This is a genomic window from Kitasatospora sp. NPDC053057 (assembly GCF_044546945.1).
In the GTDB taxonomy this organism is placed as follows: Bacteria; Actinomycetota; Actinomycetes; order Streptomycetales; family Streptomycetaceae; genus Kitasatospora.
Genome location: NZ_JBITZP010000042.1, coordinates 36,532 through 53,803 on the forward strand (window position 1 = coordinate 36,532; position 17,272 = coordinate 53,803).

At 70.7% G+C, this 17,272-nt stretch carries 16 protein-coding genes; 9 read left to right on the plus strand and 7 right to left on the minus strand.

All coding sequences use genetic code 11. The features are described 5' to 3' along the window. Nucleotides 1-403 precede the first annotated feature (403 nt). From ACIG5E_RS31805 to ACIG5E_RS31830, 6 genes are all read right to left on the minus strand, one after another. Nucleotides 404-1,123 (minus strand): class I SAM-dependent methyltransferase, encoded by a 720-nt coding sequence (locus ACIG5E_RS31805; RefSeq protein ID WP_396539306.1) that lies wholly within the window; start codon nt 1,121-1,123, stop codon nt 404-406. 51 nt (nt 1,124-1,174) lie between these two features. Continuing rightward, nucleotides 1,175-2,005, minus strand: a complete 831-nt coding sequence (locus ACIG5E_RS31810; RefSeq protein ID WP_396539308.1) for a hypothetical protein — start codon at nt 2,003-2,005, stop codon at nt 1,175-1,177. Between the two features lie 3 nt (nt 2,006-2,008). After that, nucleotides 2,009-2,596: a hypothetical protein gene (locus tag ACIG5E_RS31815; RefSeq protein WP_396539310.1), complete on the minus strand. Its 588-nt coding sequence runs from the start codon at nt 2,594-2,596 to the stop codon at nt 2,009-2,011. Between the two features lie 241 nt (nt 2,597-2,837). Continuing rightward, nucleotides 2,838-3,683: an aldo/keto reductase gene (locus tag ACIG5E_RS31820; RefSeq protein ID WP_396539312.1), complete on the minus strand. Its 846-nt coding sequence runs from the start codon at nt 3,681-3,683 to the stop codon at nt 2,838-2,840. Continuing rightward, nucleotides 3,680-4,870 (minus strand): cupin domain-containing protein, encoded by a 1,191-nt coding sequence (locus ACIG5E_RS31825; RefSeq protein ID WP_396539314.1) that lies wholly within the window; start codon nt 4,868-4,870, stop codon nt 3,680-3,682. The genes ACIG5E_RS31820 and ACIG5E_RS31825 overlap by 4 nt, the downstream gene beginning before the upstream one ends. A 14-nt stretch (nt 4,871-4,884) precedes the next feature. Continuing rightward, the gene (locus ACIG5E_RS31830) at nt 4,885-5,022 is read right to left on the minus strand and encodes a hypothetical protein (protein ID WP_396539316.1); all 138 of its coding nucleotides are present in this window, start codon (nt 5,020-5,022) and stop codon (nt 4,885-4,887) included. Nucleotides 5,023-5,119: 97 nt separating this feature from the next. On the opposite strand from ACIG5E_RS31830, the gene ACIG5E_RS31835 reads away from it, so the two are divergent. The 3 genes from ACIG5E_RS31835 to ACIG5E_RS31845 all read left to right on the plus strand — a co-directional run bounded on the left by ACIG5E_RS31835 (nt 5,120) and on the right by ACIG5E_RS31845 (nt 9,276). Beyond that, nucleotides 5,120-6,607: a helix-turn-helix domain-containing protein gene (locus ACIG5E_RS31835; RefSeq protein ID WP_396539318.1), complete on the plus strand. Its 1,488-nt coding sequence runs from the start codon at nt 5,120-5,122 to the stop codon at nt 6,605-6,607. A 42-nt stretch (nt 6,608-6,649) separates the two neighbouring features. Continuing rightward, nucleotides 6,650-7,333 (plus strand): RibD family protein, encoded by a 684-nt coding sequence (locus ACIG5E_RS31840; protein WP_396539320.1) that lies wholly within the window; start codon nt 6,650-6,652, stop codon nt 7,331-7,333. 155 nt (nt 7,334-7,488) lie between these two features. After that, a complete protein-coding gene (locus ACIG5E_RS31845; protein WP_396539322.1) occupies nt 7,489-9,276 on the plus strand; it encodes a S9 family peptidase in 1,788 nt (595 codons plus the stop codon). Here the strand turns inward: ACIG5E_RS31845 and ACIG5E_RS31850 are convergent. Continuing rightward, nucleotides 9,254-10,612, minus strand: a complete 1,359-nt coding sequence (locus ACIG5E_RS31850; protein WP_396539324.1) for a helix-turn-helix transcriptional regulator — start codon at nt 10,610-10,612, stop codon at nt 9,254-9,256. The genes ACIG5E_RS31845 and ACIG5E_RS31850 overlap by 23 nt on opposite strands. Nucleotides 10,613-10,862: 250 nt before the next feature. Here ACIG5E_RS31850 and ACIG5E_RS31855 point away from each other — a divergent pair, with 250 nt between their 5' ends. The 6 genes from ACIG5E_RS31855 (at nt 10,863) to ACIG5E_RS31880 (ending at nt 17,217) form a co-directional block, all read left to right on the plus strand. Continuing rightward, nucleotides 10,863-11,843, plus strand: coding sequence for a hypothetical protein (locus ACIG5E_RS31855; protein WP_396539326.1), 981 nt, complete (start codon nt 10,863-10,865; stop codon nt 11,841-11,843). A 66-nt stretch (nt 11,844-11,909) separates the two neighbouring features. Then, a complete protein-coding gene (locus ACIG5E_RS31860; protein WP_396539328.1) occupies nt 11,910-13,406 on the plus strand; it encodes an amino acid permease in 1,497 nt (498 codons plus the stop codon). After that, nucleotides 13,403-14,803, plus strand: a complete 1,401-nt coding sequence (locus ACIG5E_RS31865) for a glutamine synthetase family protein (protein ID WP_396539330.1) — start codon at nt 13,403-13,405, stop codon at nt 14,801-14,803. Before ACIG5E_RS31860 ends, ACIG5E_RS31865 begins: the two co-directional genes overlap by 4 nt. 91 nt (nt 14,804-14,894) lie before the next feature. Next, nucleotides 14,895-16,415, plus strand: coding sequence for a Mur ligase domain-containing protein (locus tag ACIG5E_RS31870; RefSeq protein WP_396539332.1), 1,521 nt, complete (start codon nt 14,895-14,897; stop codon nt 16,413-16,415). Between the two features lie 32 nt (nt 16,416-16,447). Continuing rightward, nucleotides 16,448-16,969 carry a hypothetical protein gene (locus ACIG5E_RS31875; RefSeq protein WP_396539334.1) on the plus strand — a complete coding sequence of 174 codons (522 nt, stop codon included), beginning with the start codon at nt 16,448-16,450 and terminating at the stop codon, nt 16,967-16,969. Then, nucleotides 16,966-17,217, plus strand: coding sequence for a hypothetical protein (locus tag ACIG5E_RS31880; RefSeq protein WP_396539336.1), 252 nt, complete (start codon nt 16,966-16,968; stop codon nt 17,215-17,217). Before ACIG5E_RS31875 ends, ACIG5E_RS31880 begins: the two co-directional genes overlap by 4 nt. Nucleotides 17,218-17,272 lie beyond the last annotated feature (55 nt).

Below are 17,272 nucleotides of genomic sequence, written 5' to 3' on the forward strand. Positions count from 1 at the left end.
TTCTCGCTGGCGGGCTGGTCGCGGTATGAGCCACCATGCAGGCGTCGCCAATGCAGGCCCTCTACGCCCTCGATCTCAGCACCGCAGTATGGCTGGGGCGCCCGGTGGCGACCCCAACCGACTGGAAGCGAGGCGTTCCTCCCGGACGGTGCCGTGACCTTCGGCTCTCGGCCGATCCGAAGGGCACCATCCCGCGATTCGACGCCAACGAGTGGAAGGCATTCCTGTTAAGAACTCGAAGACGGCGAGTTCGACGCCGACATGGGCCATGCTCTGGCCTGCGTGCCAGCACTACTCGCAATGGTTGGCGCTTCGCCGACGGTGTCGGCCTGCTGAGACAAGCGCACTGCCCGTCAGGGAACCGGGGAGGCGCGTGCTCCGGCGCCAGCGGCTAAGCGCTTACTCAAGCGTTGGCCAGCCAGAGACCCTTGTACTGGATCTTGGGGTGCCGGTGGTTTCTTGTGGTAGTGCCGGCCGGGGTGTAGCCGCAGGACCGCAGCAGGTCCTGTGTCGTGGTCTGGTCTCGTTCCTCGTTGTACACACCGATGATCAGTCGGCCGCCCGGGGCTACCACGTGGTCCAGCAGATGAGCCACGTACGCGCCGCGCAGGTCCGTCGGCACGTAGTCCAGGCCGGTGCGGACGGCATCGAAGCGATGCGGAGGCTTCCAGCCCATCGCGTTGGCAGTCCAGATCCGATGCGCCCACTTCGGGCAGCGGGTTCGGGCGAGATCGGCAAGGGCGGTGGAGATCTCCACTCCGTAGGGCTCGATGATGATCCCTACTTCAGCCGCCCAATTGGTCAGGCTCTCCATCAGGTGGCCATTGGCGCATCCGACGTCGAGGAACGTCCCGCCGTGGGGCGGGAGCAGGTCGACGAGCAGATCGCGGGCTTCTCGCCAGCGGGTCTCGTCGCCGCTGTGGCCGGACTGGGCACGCGGGTTGTCGCCGTTGAGGTAGGCCGGTTCGATGACGTCCAGGACAGCGGAGTGCCACTCGGTGGCCGTGATCTCGCCCGCCTGGTAGGCGTCGTCGATGGGCGCCAGATCGCGCCAGCCTCGCTCCTTCGCACTCGCGATGTCCTCGGCGTCGTGACCGCCCGGAGGGCGCGCGGTGGAGTCCATGCGTACTCCTTCCCTGTTCGCTGACTTTGGTCCCGTGCAGTCAGGGTGACTTCAGCCCCCTTGAAGAGCGTGGATCAGCCGCGTGGCCTCCCGCTGCGCCGGCCCCGTTCGCGGGTCATTCGTGCCAGCGTGCGGTCCGACGATCTTCGCCAGCACGAACAACTGCATCACCATCCCGTCGTGGCCCTCAAGGTCTGTCCGGCGTTCCCTGCTCACTCGGTCCGCGAGCGCCGGTACAGCGAGGGAGGCGGCGTACAGCGACGCCGAGTCGAGTCCGCGTGGCGCCATTCCCCAGTCCTCCCAGTCGAACATGCAGAACTCGCCTGGGCCCGTGACGTTTGCCCAGTTCAGATCCGCGTGCGCCGGGCACCAGTGGTTGACGTCCGTGTTCACTGTCTCCGGGAAGGCGGCCCGGATCGTGTCGTCGACCAGCTGCTGCGTGATCCGTTCGGCGTCCGGGGTCGCCACCCGGGCTGTGCGCTGACCGGCCAGCGCTGCCAGCGCGGCGTTCAGCGGCCCCCACCACGCGTCCGGCAGCGTCGGGTCGGCGGCCGCGATTGCCGGACCGACCGGGCGGTCCGGCAGCAGCGAGGTCTCGTCCGCCTGCCAAATCGCTCCGTCGTCTGGGTCCTGCCATGCTGCCGAGCTGGACCAACGTGGCATCGCCACGCCGGCCAACACCGCTGCGGCTTCGACTCCGCCCCAGCCCTGTTCCCGGGCTCGCGCCCATGGGCGTCGTTCAACCCGGACCCAGCTGCCGCGGTCGGTGCGGGCTCCGACTGTCCGGCGCTTGCGCACCATGCTGGTCCGGTCCAGCCCCGTGGCGAGGCGCTGCTCCACCTGGTCCAGGACGTGATGGACGGGCTCCTGCCGGAGGTCCATGGTCTACCGGACGAGGTCGGGGTCGGTGCCCTGCGGCGGGGTAACCCCAGTCAGCTCACGTGCCCGGTCAGCGAGGAGCGGGGCAAGTTCTGGGTAGTACCCCCGATCAACAGCCTGGAGCATCTCTGCGAGAGCGATCAGCTGACCGACACGTCCGGCAGGAGTGTCGAGGATGTCGGCGAACTCCGCGCGGATGCGGTCCGCGACCTCGGGCACGAGGAGGCTGCTGACCCACAGGATTGCGGGATCGTAGCCGACTGGCACCAGCCCCCAGCGTTCCCAGTCGATGATCTTGAGCGGCCCGGTGGTCAAGTTGGCCCACTGCAGATCACCGTGTCCGGTGGTCCGCTCGACCTCGGCCGGGGCCGGGATGCCGAGGTACTTCGGGAAGACCTCTTCGACCCACGTCTGGCGCAGAGTGATCTTCGCACTGGGTGCTTCTGCGATGTCGGCCAGCGCGTCCTTCAGCGCGGTCCACCAGCCGTCGTCCAGACCAGGGTCGTCGCGAAGATCCGGCGTGGAGGAGACTGCGGGACCTACCAGGTCGAAAACGTCGGCCTGGTAGAACCAGCCGGCCTCGGTCCAGTCCACGGTGTCGTGGAGCCGGGGTCGCGGGACGGATGCGGGGATGAGCTGTTCGGCGCCGAGGGCGCCCTGGCCGGTCGGCCGGGGTACCCGGTGGCGGCTGCTTCTGGAGACGCGGAGCCAGATGCCCCCGGCCCGGCGACCGACGGTGGTTCCGGAGGTACCGAAGACCGGTGGTTCGGTGCACACGAGGCCGAGGAACGCGGCGGCCTTCTGGTGTGCTGCTGTCAGGCTGTGCCGGGTGTCGTCATCCGGTTGAAAGGACATCGAGCACCGTCCTGAGTCGCTTGTCGGGGATCGGTTCGGCGAGGGCCACCCTGGCATCGTCCCAGTGCCGACGGGTGCTGGTCGACGTGAGGACAACGTCCAGCGCCGGGCACGCTCCGATGACCTGGAACGCGGCGGCGTGCGGGGTCGATCCCGGCGCGATGAGGTTCACCAGTTCGGGTGTCATTAGGCCCGGCAGTTCACCGCCGTGTAGTGGGGCGGAAGCGAACGTGGTGATTCCGGCGTCGCGCGCGTGGATCAGCGGCCCGCCATCGTCGAGGGCCAGGGCGAGAGGCTCGGCCATGACGAGGCTGACCGGCATCTGCACACCGGCGAGGTGGTGGTCCGTTGATCCGGCGGCATCCCGAGCCAGCCCGGCCAGCTCGGCGACGGTGAACGCCTGCTCGGTGAAGCCGGACCAGGTGGCGACGCCGTAGCCCCCGATACGGCCAGCGTCCGCGAATTCTTCCAGCACCGCGAATGCGGCCCGGACGTTGTGATGCAGCTGTTTCCGGTTGTGGCTCGATCGCTCGGGGTTGTGGACGAACACGAGGTCGGCACGGCCGAGAACAGCGAGCGACTGCTCCGTCTGGGCGCGGACGTCCGCCGGGGTGAGGCTGTGGCGGCCGGCCGGGTGGTAACCGGTCTTCGTCGTCACCTTGGCGTTCGGGTGCTCGGCGAGGACGGGGGCGAGGTCACGGTGTGCCTGGCCGTGAGCGTAGTTGGGGGCGGTGTCGATCCATCGGGCTCCGGCCGTGAGGACGGTGCGCGCCGCGTCGCCGGCTGCGCGCACGCGATAGGTCCCCAGGCCGAGAACCGGGCTCACCGGCTGGCCTTGACGACGGCGAGGGCCTGGCCTTGGACAAGGGCGGTCAGGATGCCAGCCGCGTCCTCGACCTCCAGGCCGGCGGCGTCAGCGAGTTCACCGATGCTGGCGGTGTCCCCGGTCAGCAGGATCCGCAGGGCGGGGGCGGCGCGCTCGGCGAAGTCCCACGCAGTGCCGGCAGCGGACAGGGTGACGGTCCCGGCGCCCGGGTTGCTGGTGAGTTCGGCGCGCGGGGCGGTGAGTCGCACCGCGATCTCCTTGTCCGCAGGAAGGGAGTCCACGTAGGGCAGGGACGGTGCCGGTCGGCCGAAATGGGTGGTGCCGGTGGACCGTGCCCACCGGTCGATCAGGTTGGGGTCGGACAGCGCCGTGAGCACCGCGGTCCGCAGCTCGTTCTGGTAGGCGGCCTTCGCCTCCGCCGCGGCGTGGCGCGGGACGTCCACCCGCAGGACGGTGCTCTCGTGCAGCTCATCCACCAGCCACCCCACGAGGGCGGCGCCCGTCTGGGCGACGAGTCCGAACGTGAGGTGGAGCGACTCAGTGCCCTGGTCGGCGGTGACGCTGTGCCACCATCCGCGAGGCAGGTAGAGGACGTCGCCCGGGTGGAGGACGAAGTCCGCGACCGGCTCGCCTTCGGGCTCCTTCGGGGAGTCGACGTCACGGAAGGTCGGGGCCTGCCGGGTCGGCTCCCACAGCCGCCAGCGCTTCGCCCCGTACTGCTGGACCACGACCACGTCGTGGTCGTCCCAATGCCGGCCGAAGCCCTCCTGCTCGGTCCAGGAGGCGTAGGCGTTGGTCTGCACGGTTGTACCGACGAAGCGTTCCAGGTCCTCGGCGGCGCTTCGGATCGGCGGGTGGATCTCGTCGATCGCGTCCACGACGAGCGAGGCGCCTTCCGCGAGCCTGGCGTGGAGCTGGGCGGGGTGCAGCCGGTGCCAGGTCACACCGCGCCGGTTGGTGATCGGCGTCGAGTATCGGCTCACAGGAACGGTCTGGCCATCCTGCGAGAGCCGCAGCCGGGGCGGCTCGATGCGATGGGTGGCGAGGATGGTGTTCAGATCGTCCCAGGACAGCAGGGGCGCAGCGTCGGCGCCTTCTGCGGGGATCACGGCGTAGGAGCGGTGGAGCGCCCGGGTGAGGAACTGGTCCCCACCCAGGCGCACCGCCCACGAGGCGGTCTCAGGCATCGTGGGCGTCCTGCTCAGGTGTCGTTCTGGTCGGATCGGCCGCCGGTGTTGTCGGACGGCACGTCGGCCCGGGAACGGGCGGCTCGGATGTTGCGGACGGCGACCAGCAGGCCGCCCTCGTCGTCGTGAGCAGCGGGCGCGGTGCTCTCCATGCCTTGTCCTTCCTTCCAGTGGGTACCGCCGGAGTGTCCGGCGAGACCTACGAAAGCGCTGCGAACGCTCCTTGAACAGAGCAGAATTGATGCACTGATGCTGCATCTGTGCGGCAAAGCGTCCGCTGGCCTGGCAACTTCCGGCGCAAGCGGGTTCCGGCAGGCTAAGGGACGGTCGATGGGGGCACGGCGCGAGCGGTTCATCGCGTTGCGCGTGAGCGCGGGGCACACGCAGGAGTCCCTCGCGACCACGATGGGGGTCGACCGGACGACGGTCGGCCGGTGGGATCGCGGTCAGGCTGCGCCCCGTCCGTGGCAGATGCCGAAGCTCGCCGACCTGTTGAGGGTTGGCCATCAGGAACTCTCCGAGGCCCTACTGGATGCTCCTGAGCGGATCGGGCCAAACGACAACGTGGCGCCGGTGCAGAGCACTTCACTGCTGGAGGGAGCTGGCCGGAAGGGCGCGACACCGGATTGGGAGGCTGCTGGCGCCGAGGAGATCACGGCCGGCGTGGCGCCCATGGCCCTCATGGACGGCGGCTTCCGGGTCGGCTGTCGGACGGCTGACGGGAGGATCGTCTTCGTGAGCCTGCCACGTCGGCCCCTGTTGCGAGGCGGCACAGCTGTCCTGGGCGTCACACCCTCAGCGGGATCCGCAGTATCCGGCGTCCGGGCCGTCCCGCCGGTGTTTTCCACTGAGATCCACCCGGTCGAGAACATGCGGTTGCTCCGCAGGTCGCTGGTCGAGTGCGACAACGTCCTGGGTCCTCGCGGAGTCGTCGCCACGGCCCAGGAGCACGTGCGACTCATCCAGCACCTTCGCCGCGAGGCCGCCGGCCGGGACCGGCACGACCTTCTGCAAGTGCAGGCCGAGTACGCCGAGTTCTGCAGCTGGCTCTACCAGGACAGCGGCGATCACCGTGCCGCCCAGTATTGGGCAGACCGCGCTGTCGACTGGGCGAGCGCCTCCGGCGAACAGGACCTGACCGCCTACATCATGGCGCGGAAGGCGCAGCTCGCCGGCGACATGCAGGACTCCGTCGAGGCGATCGACCTCGCCGCCGCGGCCCAGCGCTTGGCCGGCGCGGGAACTCGGTTGACCGCCATGGGCGCGGTGTACGCGGCCCACGGACACGCGCTGCTCGGCGACGAGAGGACCGCCCAGAACGCGTTCGACCAAGCTCTCACGCTGCTCGCTAAGCCGCCGGAGGCACCGTTCGGCCGAGGCCGGTGGCTCAACGAGGCCTACGTGGAGGCCCAGCGCGCCCGGGCGTTGTCGTCCCTGGGGCGCCACCGGGAGGCGGCAGCCGGCTTCGAGAAGGCGATCCGGTCCCTGCCCTCGAGCTACCAGCGAGACCGCGGTGTCTACCTCGCCCGCTCGGCGATCACCCAGTTCCACACCGACGGTCCCGAGCACGCCGCCACAACCGCCACCTCGGCGCTGTCGGTTGCGACGACGACCGGGTCGGCCCGGATCCTCATCGAGCTGGCGCACCTCGACACCCTGCTGCAAGGGTGTCGAGGCGTACCGGAAGTCGCCCACTTCCGGCAGGCGCTCGACAGCGTCCTGCTTCATGAAGTGTGATGACCGATCAGAGCCCCGTTGTCCCGAGAGAATGGACCGCCGATGGCCTCCCGCCCCTTCGTCCTGTTGAGCGTCGCGACCTCCGTCGACGGTCACATCGACGACGCCTCCCCCGAGCGTCTGCTGCTGTCCAACGCGGAGGATTTCGACCGCGTCGACCAGGTACGAGCCGAATCCGACGCCATCCTCATCGGCGGAAACACCCTGCGCAGCGACAATCCCCGTCTGCTGGTCAACAGTGACAAGCGCCGCGCCGACCGGATCGCGGCCGGCAAGCCCGAGTACCCGCTCAAGGTCACCATCTCCGCCAGCGGCGACCTGGGCCGGGACCTCAAGTTCTGGCACTTCGGCGATAAGAAGGTCGTCTACACCACCGACGCTGCCGCACCGAAGCTCCGGGAGACGCTCGACGGCCTTGCCGACGTCGTCAGCACCGGCCCCACCGTCGACTTCAGCGCACTGCTCGACGACCTCGCCACCCGCGGCGTCGAGCGCCTCATGGTCGAGGGCGGTGGACAGATCCACACCCAGTTCCTCTCCCAGGGGCTGGCCGACGAGATCCACCTCGCCATCGCCCCGCTGCTCGTCGGCGACGCCGCCGCACCACGCTTCCTCCACCCGGCGGACTACCCCGGCGGCAGCAGCCGACGGATGGCGCTTCTGGAAGCCCGTACGATCGGCGACGTCGTGCTGCTGCGGTACGCCCCCAAGCCCGCCTCCAACTGATCTTCGGGTGCGTCACGCCCGTCGTTGAGCTCCTGTACGGGAGAGCCGCCGCTGTTGGCCTCGAAGGCCTCGGCCCACGGCCGGGTGCGGTGGCTCTCCCGGCGGCGGATAGCCTACGAGCAGCCAGCAGCGCATGCTGAGAGGACCGCGACTGTATGACCGACGGCATCGGGCTCCCGCCCGAGTGGGTGGCCCGGAGGGTGGTGGCGTACGACGAGCTCCGGTCGGCGTCGGGCTCACTGTGGTGGTTGCAGTCGGACCCCGATCACGGCGGATGCCGCCGGGTCATGCGCGCCGACCGGTCGGGCGCAGCCGTCGCGGTGACGCCCCCCGACTTCTCAGTCGGAGGTCAGCTCCACGCCTACGGTGGCGGCGCCTTCGCCGTGACATCGGAGGGCGTGTGGTTCGTCGGTGACGACGGTTCCCTCCTTCGGCAAGCGGCTGGCAGCGTGCCCGAGTGGATCGACTCTGTCGTCGGGTCCGCGCAGTACGGAGACCTTGCCCCGGCACCGGGCGGCGGTCTGCTCGCGGTTCGCGGGGACGACACCGTGGACGAGATCATCGCCGTGTCCCGGGCGGGGCACACCCGGGTCCTGGTTCGCTCCCGCGGCTTCCTCGGCTCTCCTCGGCTGGCGGCGGGCACTCTGGCCTACGTGGAGTGGCAGCGCGACCAGATGCCGTGGGACAACACTCGCCTCGTGCTGGCCGACATCCGATCGGACACCGTCGGGCCGACCCGCGTTGTGGCGGGCGGCTCCGATGAGTCGGCGGTGCAGCCGTCCTGGGGACCGGACGGTTTGCTGTACTTCATGTCGGACCGGACAGGGTGGTGGAACCTGTACCGGCTGCGCGATGGCGTGGTGGAGGCAGTCGCGCCGATCGAGGCGGACTGCGCGCCGGCGCCCTGGGAAGGCGGCTACCAGTCGTACGGTTTCACCGGAGACGGCACCGTCGTGCTGACGGTGACGGACGGGTTCGCCACCAAGCTGCTCGCCGTCGACGCTGAGGGGCGTCGGCGACGGCTCGGCTCGAATCTCACGTCCGTGAAGCCGTACGTCACCGTCGACGGCAGCCTCCTGGCCGTGGTCGGCTCCACGACAAGCAGCCCGCCGGCCATCTGGTCGATCGATCTAGCAGCACGGGCGGACGCCCAGGCCCTCCCGGTCGGCAAGGCTTCCGAGTTCTCTGTGCCCTGGACGCCAGTTCCTCCCTCAGTCGAGACCATCGCGGGCCCGGGCGGGCCGGTGCGCTTCCTGCTGCACCTGCCGCCCGGAGACACGCGACCGGGTCCTCTCCTCGTCCGGGCCCATCCCGGCCCGACGGACGACGTCCCCCTCCGGCTGGACTGGGTCACTCAGTATTTCGTTAGCCACGGATTCACCGTCGCCGAAGTTCTTTACCGCGGCAGTACGGGTCGGGGACGCGCCTTCCGGCAGTCGCTGCACGGCCACTGGGGCGCCTACGACGTCGACGACTGCGCGGCCGCCGCGGAATATCTCCTGACGATCGGCCAGGCGACGCCCGGGGCTGTGTTCATCAGCGGGGCGAGCGCGGGCGGGTACACGGCGCTCCAGGCGGCATGCCGTCCGGGACCGTTCACTGCCGCGACAGCCATCTCGGCGATCATCGACCCCGCTTGGTGGGAGCTGTCCGTTCCGGCGTTCCAGCGTCCGCACGCAGCTGCGCTGCGAGGCCCAGTCGGCGCGGTGAAGCCCGAGCAGGTCCGCTGCCCCGTGCTGGTGATCCACGGCTCCGCCGACACGATCACGTCTGCGGAGGAGGCCATGCGCTTCGCCGAGGAGCTGGCCAGCCGAGGCGGTGACCATGGCAGCCTGCTGTTGGAGGGCGGCGACCACTACCTGTCGGCGCCCTTGGCACGGGAGCAGGCGCTCCGTGCTGAACTCGACTTCTACCGGCGCATCATGAGCCGCCTGCGAGCATGACCGCCAGCCTGTCGGCGTCCGGCAGCACGGCCCGGGCGAACTCGCGCAGTTCCCGAACCGCGACGTAGTCGGCGTGTGTCTGCAGGTCGGCCAGAATGCCGGCCACCCGCTCGACACACCGTCCTGATCCTGTCCTGGCGGTGTAGGCGACGGCATCGCGGGCGACCGCGCATGCCTGGTCGACGTCCCCGCTGCGCAGCCAGGTCGCGGCGAGCAGAGCGGCGTCGATCGCGCGCCGGCGGACTTTGTCCTTGCCGACGCCGCCGAGGGCGTCGGCGAGCTGGATCCTGGCGTCCGGCGCACGGCCGAGGTCGTGGAGGCAGTGTGCGGCCTCGTCCGCGAGGTAGGCGTGGGTGAAGTAGCGGATCCAGGTGGGTTCGTCTTCCACGCTGGCTGCTTCGAGGAGCTTCTCGGCTTCGAGGATCAGCTGGGTCGCCTCGCTTTCCCTCAGCATTCTGGCGTTCGCTCGGGCGACGACGGCGGTGATGGCCGCCCGTGTGGCCGGGCTCGCGGTGGTACCGGCCGCGGCGCGAGCGGAGGAGGCCCACCGCAGGGCGGTCTCCGGGTTCCCGCGGTGCAGGGCGAGGTGTCCGAGGTTCGCTGCCACGAGGTAGGCACCGTACGCCTGATCGCCGGTTGTCGTCGTCAGGGCCAAGGCGCGCTGGTAGTACTCCAGGGCCCGGTCGGGGTTGCCGATGTCGACGGCCTGGTACCCGGCAAGCTCGCAGAACCCGACTGTGAGCTGGGCACGTTGACGCGCGACCTGTTCATTGACAGCAGGCCGGCGCAGCAGGCCTTCGAGTTCGGTGTCGATATAGGAGCTGACCTGCCGCCAGTGCTGACGGGCTCCGTGGGTGTGGTCGAGCTGGCGGAACATGCCGAGCATGCCCTCCGCGACAATGACGTCTTCTTCCGTGACCCACAGCGACAGGGCGGGAGGTGGAGTGTTCGAGTTGACGGATGCCCAGTCGCTGATCAAGGCGTCCATCGTGGCGAGCCGCGGTCCGACATCGCCAAGCTCGGAAGCGGCTCCTTGCCAGGTGATACCTGGTCCCGGCTGTGAAGGCGCTGCCGCCGCGGACTCGCCGCGCTCCGCCTCTGCACCCGATCGGGGAGCGCAATCCGCATCCGGGTTCCCGAAGACGGCGGAGCGCAACTCGTCCTGGGAGACCTTCAGGCGTTTGGCGAGCTTCGGCATCTGCCACGGGTGCGGCGTTGCCTTTCCGTTCTCCCACCGATGGATTGTCGTCCGGTCCACATCCATCGCCGTCGCCAACTGTTCCTGGGTGTAGCCGGCGGCCCTGCGCAACACGGCGAGCCGTCCCCATCGCGTCATTGCGCTCCCTCAGAGAATTTTGGCCGCTGACTTCGCAGGTCATGGGCAGATTTTCAACATCAACGCCGCACGATGCAACAAGTCTGCACTGTCACAAGGGCTTTTGCTGGTGGTTCCGTATGACCCACCCGAATTCGGCAGCGCCGGTCGGCCCCGCCCATCGCACAGGCTCCGGCGACTCGACGGTTGCCCAACCCTCCCGCCCGTGTTTCGGGCGCAATCGGCATCGCCTCCAGAAAGGACACCGGCCGTGGACACAGCCTTCGCCCTTGATCCAGGTCGGTTCGTCCAGCACCCTGCTGGCCACGACGGTGAACTTCGTGGGGCTGTGGAGGAGTTGCAGCAGGGGCGCTGGATGGCTGCCCGCGCGGTGCTGGCGAGTTCGTGGGGCAACTGGCCGGTGTGGACGACTCGCACGCAGGTTCTTGCCGCTGTCGCGTCGCGTACGGATGTCCTCGACCACTGGCGCGCCGAGGCCGCGGGCAGCGTCGGGCTGGTGAGTCTCCTGGCGCGGGCGGCCGTGGAGCGGGCTCTCATGGCGAGTGCCCGGCCGACGGATCCCCGGACGGTTGCCCAGCTGGAGCACTCCGCCCGGGAGCTGTGCTGGGACGCTGCGGCCACGCTCGCCGAGGACCCGGTGCCGTGGATCTGCCTGCTCGCGCTGGCGCAGTTGGATCTCGGCCAGTCCCGTCCCGAGCACCGGGTTCCGGCGCCCGACCTTATGCTTCCGCCCGGGCCGTGGGGGCTTCTCGCCCAGGCCCGACGGGCGGACCCCTGGAACCGGGAGGCGTTCCACCGGATGCTCCGCGTCTGGCTCGCCCGCGGTAGCACCGGCACGGCGACCGAGTTCCTGGCGGCGTTCCTGCCCGGCGCGCCAGCGGGTTCGCCCGTGCACGCCCTTCCGCTGTACGTGTTCGTCGATCGGTATCGCCGGGCGGCGCGTACGGACGCGGCCCAGTTGCAGTGGACGAGCGACGAGCGGGTCCGCGCCGCGGTGCTTCGGGCGTACGAGAACTGGCGGGCGGCGCCGGGCGAGCAGGGTCGGTGGCCGGTGGTGGATGAGAGCCATCTGGCGCACGCGCTCTGGGCGGCCCGTCGTCCCGTCGATGCTGCCGAGGTGTTCGCGGTGATGTCGCCGTTCGTGTCGTCCCAGCCGTGGGTGAGCGTCGGCGATCGGCCGGACGACCTCTTCCGGCAGGCCCTCGCCCAGTCGTGCGCCGCCGGCCGCTGACCTCTTCTCCCGCCCCGGTGAGCGAACCGGGACCCGACACCACCGACCTTCCTCGGAGGCTTCCTCATGCCGCGTTCTGAGCCCATTCCCCTTCCCCACGAGGATGACGACCATCTGCAGCTACTCGGGATCAAGCCCGAACTGGTGCGCAGGATGAGCCTGTTCGGCAACTTCGCCGTCAGCTTCTCGGTCATCTCGGTCCTTAGCGGCTGCATGACGTTGTTCGGATTCGGCCTGCTCAGTGGCGGCCCCGTCGTGATGATGTGGGGCTGGCTGGGTGTGGGCCTGGCCGTGCTGCTGGTCGGCATGGCACTGGCCGAGGTCACCTCCGCTTACCCGACCAGCGGCGGCCTCTACTACATGGCCCGGCAGCTGGGCGGCCCGCGCTGGGGGTGGACGACGGGCTGGCTGAACCTTCTCGGCCTGCTGGGCGGGATCGCCGGGATCGACTACGGCGCCGCCTCGTTCATCGCGGCGTTCGCCGACCTGCAGTGGGGAGTGGAGGCAACCCCCGGCCTGATCCTCACGATCTTCGCCGGTGTCCTGGTGCTGCACGCCCTGCTGAACGTCTTCGCCGTTCGGGCGGTCAGCCTTTTCAACAGCATCTCGGTCTGGTGGCACATCGGCGGCGTGCTGGTGATCGTCGGCGTGCTCGCGGTCGTCCCCTCCCACCACCAGTCCCCCTCCTGGGTGTTCGGGCACTTCGCCAACGGCACCGGCTGGTCGAACCCGATCTACGTGTCGGCGGTCGGCCTGTTGCTGGCGGGCTATACCTTCTGCGGCTACGACGCGAGCGCCCACTTGAGCGAGGAGACGACGAACGCGCGGGTCGCCGCACCGCAGGGCATCGTCCGCTCGATCTGGGTCTCCCTGATCGCCGGGTTCGTGCTGCTGGCCGGCCTGCTGTTCGCAGTGCAGGACTACACGGGCACCGCCGCCGCGGACGTGCCGCCCGCGCAGGTCTTCCTCGACGCGCTCGGGACCACCGGGGCGAAGGCCCTGCTGCTGATCGTGATCGGCGCCCAGCTGTTCTGCGGATCCGCCGAGGTCACCGCGTGCTCACGGATGGTCTACGCCTTCTCCCGGGACAACGCACTGCCCGGCTCGGCGACTTGGCGCAGGGTGTCGCCGCGCAGGGTTCCGGTGCCGGCGGTGTGGCTGTCGGTGGCGGTGGCGTTCGTCCTGGCGGTGCCGTCGATGTGGAACGCGGCCGCCTACGGTGCGGTCACCGCCGTCAACGTCATCGGCATGACACCGTCATACATCGTGCCCGTCTACCTGCGGCTGCGGCAGCGGGACCGTTTCGTCCCGGGGCCGTGGAACCTGGGCCGATGGAGCCGGCCGGTCGGGATCGCCGCCGTGGCCTGGGTGGTCGTGCTGACGGTGCTGGTGTGCCTGCCCCAGCGCTACCCGGTGAACGTGGAGACGTTCAACTACGCCCCCGCCACACTGCTGGTGGTCCTGGCGCTGGCGGCGCTGTGGTGGCGGCTGGCCGGCAAGCGGTTCTCCGTGCCGGTCGTCGGGGACCCGCAGCTGGCCGCGGTCGAGGAGCAGATCGTATGAGGCCCGCGATGCGCACCGCCCGCCCCCTCGCGACCGCGTCCACCGACACCACCACGCCGGTCGGCTGGCTGCCCGAGCTGGTGGAGGTCTCCGGCCTGGACACTGTGATGCTGGCCACCGTCGATCCGCAGGGACGGCTCAAGGGCAAGGAGTTCGACGCCGAGGTACTGCTGGCGCGGCTGGCGGCGGGGCAGGTCCGCCCGGAGATGTGCGAGTACGTGATCGGCACGGACCTGGGCATGACGCCTCAGGACAGCGGCACGTTCTCCTGGGAGTCCGGCTTCGGCGACATTACCCTGGTGCCCGATCTCGACCGTGCCCGCATACTCCCGTGGGAGCCGGGTACCGCCATAGTCTTCGCCCACCCAGTCGACGGTGACCGGCCGCATCCGCTGGCCCCGGCCACCGTCCTGGACGAGCAGCTCGATCAACTCCAAGGCCTGGGCTACGAGGTGCGGGTCGGGATCGAGACCGAGTTCATCGTCTACCAAGGCACGGGCGCCGACGCGGCGGCGGCCGGCTGGCGGAAACCGCGTCCGGTGACGTGGGACAACCGCGACTACGCCCTCGACCGGACCACCTCGGTGGCCGGGTTCTCGCGGTCGCTGCGGCAGGCCCTGGCAGGGGCGGGGCTTCCCGTCGAGGCGGTCAAGCTGGAGAGCGCCCCGGGCCAGATCGAGGTCACGTTCCCCTACGGCCCGGCTCGGGAGGCCTGCGAGCAGCACGTGTTGTTCAAGCACGCCGCGCGGGCGCTGGCGGACCGCCACGGCATGGCGGCGACGTTCATGGCGGCCCCGGCGGACGGGGTGGGCTCCGGGATGCACCTGCACCTGTCCCTGTGGGCGGGCGGCGAGCCGATCCTCGCCCGCGCGGAGGACCCGCACGCGCTGTCGGAGCTGGGTGAGCGGGCCGTCGCCGGGCTGTTGGAGGTGTTGCCCGCCACCGCTCCGATGTGGGCGCCGTACGTGAACAGCTACAAGCGCCTCGGGGGCGCGTTCGCACCGTCCAGGATGGCGTGGGGGCGGGACAACCGCTCCTGTGCGGTGCGGGTGGTCGGCCACGGCCGGGGCCTGCACCTGGAGGTGCGCCTGCCCGGCGCGGACGCCAACCCGTACCTCGCACTCGCCGCCGCCGTCGCCGCCGTCCGCCACGGCGTCACCGCGGACCTCAAGCCCGGCGAGCCCGTCACCGGCGACGCCTGCTGGGACGACGACCTGCCCGAGGTACCTCGCCACGCCTGGGACGCCATCGAGGCGTTCGAGACCAGCCCCCTCGCCTGCGCGCTGCTGGGCGAGCACATCGTCGCCCACCTCGTCTCCCTCGCCCGCCTGGACGTCGACCACCACGCTGCCCGCGTCACCGACGTGGAGCTCGCGCGCGGCTTCGCCCAGGCCTGAGCCCCGGGACGGCCGCGGAGCCATACCCCCGAGCCCGCGGCCGTCCCGGTTCCACCCCACCCCCCGCTTCTGACCATGCCGGAGACCCCTCATGGACACCACCGTCCACCCCCCGAAGAAGAGCGCGAAGCCCACCCCCACCGGGCCCAGCCTGCTGGCCAAGACCCACCTGGTCGGCGCCACCGAGTCCGGCATGGAGGGCCTGGCCCTGTGGCTGGCCTCCCGCGGCCTGGACGTCACCGGCAGCATCGACCCCGCGCACCAGGACAGCCCCGCCGCCGCCCGGCTGCGTGCGGCCGGCGTGGAGCTCACGGTCGGCTCCGACGCCGGGCACGTCCGCAACGACCGAACGGCTGTGGTGTGGTCCGGGGTGGTCGTCGCCCCGCTCCCCGAACTCGACCGAGCCCAGGCCATGGGACTGCCGGTACTCGCCCGCGCGCACGCGCTCGCCGTGCTCTGCGAGGGCTTCGGCCATCCGCTGGTCGCCGTCGGCGGCAGCCACGGCACCACGACCGCGGCAGCCGTTCTGGCCGCGGCCCTGGCCGACGGCCGAACCGGCTGGATCCTCAACGCCCCCGGCATCGGCGGCGCGCCCGGTCAGGGCGGCGGCCGACGACTCGTCGTGGACCTGTGCCCGGACGCCGGCACGCACGAGGCCGCACCCCCCGGCTCCTGGAACTACCGCCCGCACGGCCCGAACCTCTACCGGCGGCCGTCTCCGTCGGTGGCGTTGATCACCGCCGTCGCAGCGAACGCCCCGCACTTCGCGGACAACATCGAAGCCCTGGACGCCGCCACCAGCCTCGCCCGCTCGGCTGGCACAGTGGTCCTGCCGACCTGGGAAACCGGCGCCAGGATCGTGCACGAGAGGCTCACCGACCGCCCCGGCCCCACCGTGGTCACCGTCGGCCTCGACGAGAGCGCCGACGTCTGGGTTCTCAAGCCCCGCTGGCTCGGCACCGGTTACCTCCTCACCCTGCGCCATCAGGGCGAGCAGCACCAGCTCGTCGTACCGATCACCGGCGACCACCACGCCCTGGCGGCCTGCGCCGCCATCGCCACCGCCCTCGTCGCGGGCGAGAACGCGAAGGCCATCGCCGAACGCCTCGCCCGTTTCGAAGGGGTGGAGCGCTCCCTGACCGACCTCGGGTCCACTCGGGCGCAGATCACCGTCCGCGACTCCCGCGCCCGGCATCCCCAAGAGGTCAGGGCGGACGTCGAGGCCGCCCGGCTCCTGACCGAAGGCTCGGTCATCGCGGTGCTGGAGCCGGACGGCATCGCCCGCACCAGCGCCCACGCCGCCGAGCTCGGCGCCGCGCTCGCCAAGGCCGACCACGCCGTACTGCTGCCGGCCGCCACCCCGCTGACCACGCTGAACGTCCCCGACCCGCTCGACGCCGTCGCGACCGCCGCCACCACGGCCCTGAGCGCCGACCGAGTCCACCGGGCCCGGTCGGGCCCGTGCGAGCCCGGCGTCGAGCAGCTCATCACCCAGCTCGCCGAGCCCGGCGACCTGGTGCTCGTCATCGGCACCGGCGAAGCCACCCGCTTCGGCCCCCGGCTGCTAAAGCGCCTCGCACGAACCGGTTCCCCCACCACTGACCGACCGTAAACCGCCCGCCGACCATCGGAGTTGCTGCTGCCATGGCCACCACCCTGCTCGCCCACAACCTGCCCGAGCGCGACACCCGGCTCCTCGTCCACATCGCCGCCGAGTCCCAGACCCGTACGATCGCCGCCGACCCCGCACTCACCCTGGCCCCTTCCGAGGTCGACGCCGCCGTCCGCGCGCTGTTCACGGCCACCAGCACGCGCACCGTGCTGCAACTCGTCGCCTGGGGCGCCGCACACGGCATCGTCACCGGCACCACCGAGCCCTGCACCGCGCTCACCACCGCACTTCAGCTCCCTCGGCGCCTCCAGCGGGTCCTCGCGGGCTGGGTCGGCGGGCGCACCACCCCAGAGCTGGCGGTCGACTTCGGCGTCTCGACCGGCACGATGCGCGGGTACGGCCGGGACCTGCGCGCCTGGCTTGGGGTCCGCAACCAGGTGCAGGCGAGCATCGCCGGCGTCCTGGCCGGCCTGGTCCTGCTCAGCGACATCGACCCCACATGGCCCGCCGAGCCACTCGACCGTGCCACCACACCCTGCGGCCGAGCGGCGTGAACACCCATCGCACCAGCGGCCGGGCCGCCGTCGGGCTGGTCTGCTTCCTGCCGGGAGTCCAGGTCGGGGCCGCCAGCGTCTACCTCCTCCAGCACCGCACCAAGCTCGCGCAGCCGCTCTATCTGGCCATCTTCGTCCTCGTCGCCTTCGGCACCCTGGCCGTCGCCGACCGCTTCATCGCCTCACGCTCTGCGCCCAAGCGCCGGTCCGGCTCCTCCCCTCAGAAGCCGTACCCGCCGGCCAGCTGAGCATCGCACCACCCATGGCGGCCGTTCGGGCCCGGGCCGCACCCCTTCGACCCCA